Source organism: Mesorhizobium sp. M2A.F.Ca.ET.067.02.1.1 (genome assembly GCF_004023285.1).
Classification (GTDB): Bacteria; Pseudomonadota; Alphaproteobacteria; order Rhizobiales; family Rhizobiaceae; genus Mesorhizobium.
Map to the genome: position 1 here is coordinate 1 of NZ_RZSB01000539.1, position 4143 is coordinate 4143.

A 4143-nucleotide genomic window follows, 5' to 3' on the forward strand; every position below is an offset into this window, starting at 1 on the left:
GGGTGCTTGCGGATATAAACCAGTGCAGATTCGATCGGAGCTCCACGAGTAGAGGAGGCGGCCTTGTAGCTCTCAACATCTTTATCCAGCGATTCATCGTAAATCCGGCCCGCAATCCCGAGCTTGTCATTTTGACGTAGGTAATGACTGAAATGGTTAAGAGCAGTTGCGTAGCCGCTCGCGGATCTGAAATGTCTAGTGAGCGCGGCGTCGTCAGGATGGGGGTTCAGGACAGCGCGACCCACAATCGGGGCGGCTCCGCCTATCGGCTTCATCAGTTGACGCAGTGCGCCAGCCACTGTGGAGGAACCACCCCTACTCTCGTACTCCTCGAGATCCTGGCTCAGCGACGGATGGTAAAGCCGAGCAGCAAACCCTGGCTTTTTGTTTTGAAAGAGCCAACGACTAAAGCCGAAAAGAGAATTTGCGCTGCGAGTGACCGTGTCCGGCCTGGCTTTACCCGCAAGGAGTGCAGACTTCAGCCCTTCGATGGCGGTGGCATCGTTGGAATAAACAGGACGCTTGTCGGCACCGTCGGGGGCCACAATTGGACGATCCGGCTGCACTGTCGAGGGCATCGACCCATCGAGATGCGGCGCTGGGGTGTATTCGTGCTCATCCCCCTGCATCGCGAGCTGCGCCTCCCGTTCCGATGTACCCACCTGATGGGCAGGGAGTTGCATCATCGCGCGAGCGCCTGAGTCACCAACCTGACCTGGTTGCCGCTCAGTGACAGCATGCTGCAGATTGCTTTGGATCCTCTGCCTCTTCGTTGGTCTCAACTCACCTTTGCCATGCGAGCCATTGACGAGGACATCCTCGCCTGGTGCACTCATCAACTCATCCGCCGCCTGCAATTCGCCCAAGTGCTGCTCAAAACCGGCTTGGCCGGCTTGTCCGCTTGCTCGTGCGGTACGGCGTGCTGCACCTGCAGCCAAGCTGCTACGATGAATGTCCAGTTTGTACGGGTGCACGCTAGCCTCACTTCCACAGATCACATGAGCAACCTACTCAGGCAAGCTTTCGAAAGGCTGACGAGGTCCGCCGCCGCGGAAGGCGAAGGCTGGTTTTCTGCTCAGCGGTTGACGGCCTAGCGTGTTGCGGCCGCGCCGGGTATCACGCCAATCAATCTGAATAGTCGATGCGTCAAACGAACCAGGATAGGATTTTCGTAGCGGGGCTGCTCTACTCACTCTTGTCCTGAGGTAGAATTCAACCATATCGCCGAGCAACTGGATGCCGATTGGATACCCGATCCGGAAAGCTTCAGCTCATATGTGACGCGAGGATGAGAATCGTGGCAGCTCCAGACCGACGGGCTGCCACCCACAGCGGCGATGACCGACGAGGGTCTTCTATTGCCAAGGTAATCGTCCGTTCGGGGACCTATGTGTTCCTATGCTCGTCGAGCGGATCGGGTGGGCCGCACCGCCGTAGCGTTACGGCGAGCGGAAGCGGCGTTGGGTGCGGCTTTTCCCCTGAACGCTTCACACCAGGCTGATAGGGGATCTTGCAATCGCACACACGCGGTCTGCAGGCGTGCCTATCAAGCAGTTTGCTCAGACCAACGTCGCGGCGAGCCTATCCTCAATACGCAGCGCAAGTCCTAGACTCCACGATCGTCCTTCGGTGCAGATTTGCTCGCGCCTCGCCCTGATTACAGCCGATAAGGCGAGCTAACAATTGCAAGAGCCACAAGCTACTCCAGCTCGATCGGTTTGCTGTTCCAGTCGGGCGGGGTCTGACCGAGAATGTTGCGAACGAAGAAGTCTAGGAGTTTGCGCTCGGTGTAGGTGCCTAGAGTATGGTGATTGGCACCAGGAACGTAGACAATGTCAAAATCTTTTCCTGCCTTGATGAGTCGATCGGCAAGCTGGAACGAGCAAAACGGATCGACATTATCATCCATTTCGCCGACCGCGATCATCAGCTTGCCCTGCAGCCTGTGAGCATTGTCAACGGCGGAGGATTGCGAATATTCAATGCCGACCGGCCACCCCATCCACAGTTCATTCCACCAGGTCTTGTCTATCCTGTTGTCGAAGCAGCCGTTTTTGGCGACGGCGACCTTGTAGAAATCGGGGTGAAAGAGCAGCGCGCTGACTGCACTCTGGCCGCCGGCGGATGCGCCAAAAATGCCGACGTTGGATATGTCGTACCATGGATATTGCGCGGCCGCCGCCTTGTGCCACAGAATGCGATCGGGAAATCCTGCGTCCTTCAGATTCTTCCAAGCAACATCATGGAAGGCGCGGGAGCGGTTGTTGGTGCCCATGCCGTCGATCTGAGCAACGACGAAGCCCAGCTGCGTGAGCGGCTCTGTCCACCGCGAGAAGGATTTTGGGACGAAGGAGCCGTGGGGTCCAGCATAGATATTCTCCACAACCGGGTATTTCTTCGTCGGGTCGAAGTTGGCTGGCAGGTGGAGCACACCCCAGATGTCAGTTTTGCCGTCGCGCCCCTTGGAATGGAAACTGAGCGGCGGCTGCCAGCCTGCGGCGACGAGCTCGGAAATGTCGGCCGTCTCGATCTGCTGGAGCTTGGCATTGTCGCTGGCGCGGTAGAGTGCCATGCGCGGGGGCAGATCGATGCGTGACCAGAGATCGACATAATAGCGCCTGTCAGGCGAGAACTCGATATGGTGGTTGGCCGGTTCGGGCGTCAGTGCAGTCAGTCCCTTGCCGTCAAAGCCGATGCGGTAAGCATGGACCCAATAGGGGTCCTCCTGCGAGTTCATCCCGCTCGCCTCGAACCAGATCTGACGCTTCACCGGATCGACATGGTTGACCCTCCGGACGACCCACTCACCTCGGGTGATCTGGTTTTCGAGCGCGCCTGTCCGGCCGTTGAAAAGATACAAATGCTCATACCCGTCGCGCTCTGATGCCCAGATGATCTCCTTCCCGTCATCGACATCGTAACGGAAGATTTTTCCGGCATCCTCCTGGCCATGCCCCAGCGGCAAATAATCCACGAATGTCTCGCTGGTCTCATCGATCAGGGAGCGCCCGCGGCCCGAGGCGGCGTCTACCTCGACCAAGCGATAGAGCTGATGCCCGCGCTGGTTATATTCGAAAGTGAAGCCGCGGCTGTCCGCCCACCACCGGAGAGGGGAAAGTTCGAAGACGTTCGAGAAGAGGGCACCGTCAATCACGATCTGGCGCCGGCCGGCAATGTCGAACAGGACTGGTTGGGGCAGCGGAAGGACATCGCCCGGCCTGGGATAGAATATTGTTGAATATTCCCGCTCCAACTGGTCCGTCGATGAATTGAGGTAGCGGACCTCTCGCCTATAGCCGGGGCGAACAAGGTAAGCGGCGAGGTGGCGCGAGTCCGGCGACCAGCTCAGCGTCGAAAAGACGTAGCAATTGCCTTCGGCTCCGTCCCGGCTCAGAGGAACATCCTGCAATCCGTCCTCGCTGCGCAGGAAAACGTTGCAGTTCTTGATATAGGCGATCCATTTGCCGTCGGGCGACGCGTTGCTCTTGTCGGGGTTGTTCTCCGCTGGCGGCGTGTAGCGGTGGCTGAGCTCCCTACGGTCCCCTTTCCTTGCATCGAATGTGGTGCTGGTACAGTCATAGCTTGCAAGGTCGCAGCTCCACCGGGTGTCTTCAATCTGGAAGTCGAGCCTGCGACCATCCTCACTCAGTTCGAAACGGTCGAACGGAAGATTGCCGGCTTGATAGCTCTCATGGCTCACCTTGTTTAGCGCTGCCGCCAGACGCGCCTGATCGAAAGCGGGCCGCTTGAAACCCGTGGCAGCATCGACCTGCATGAACTGCTGCTCGCCGTGGCTAGTCCGGCGGTAGACGAAGGCTTCACCCCCGGTCAGCCAGAAAGGCATTTTGGGGACATTGACAGTGAGCCCGCCATATCGATCGTTGATCGTAAGTGCGCGCTTGAAATCGGCCGGCGCTAGCGTCGGGTGTAAACTTTTCGAACCCTTGGCCAGCGTCTGAGTTGCCGATCGCCATGCCGCGCGCGTCAAAGCGCCGATCCTGGACATACCTGTTCACTTCTTTCGGTTTTCGGAATGCTAATTTTGAAGTTGGGTTCTCGTCGCCGGTCTGCAGCAGCGCCGAGCGTCGCCTTGGAGGAGAGCCAGCACGCGGGTGCAGCCAGGCACGCGCAACAGGGGCGCTC

Annotated in this window: 1 protein-coding gene and 1 pseudogene; both read right to left on the minus strand. The window is 58.5% G+C overall.

The genetic code is table 11. From position 1 onward, the window contains the following. A pseudogene (locus EOA28_RS26980) lies at positions 1-974 on the minus strand (hypothetical protein); the annotation flags it as partial. Positions 975-1699: 725 nt separating this feature from the next. Next, a complete protein-coding gene (locus EOA28_RS26985; RefSeq protein WP_126080685.1) occupies positions 1700-4006 on the minus strand; it encodes a S9 family peptidase in 2307 nt (768 codons plus the stop codon). Positions 4007-4143: the final 137 nt, after the last annotated feature.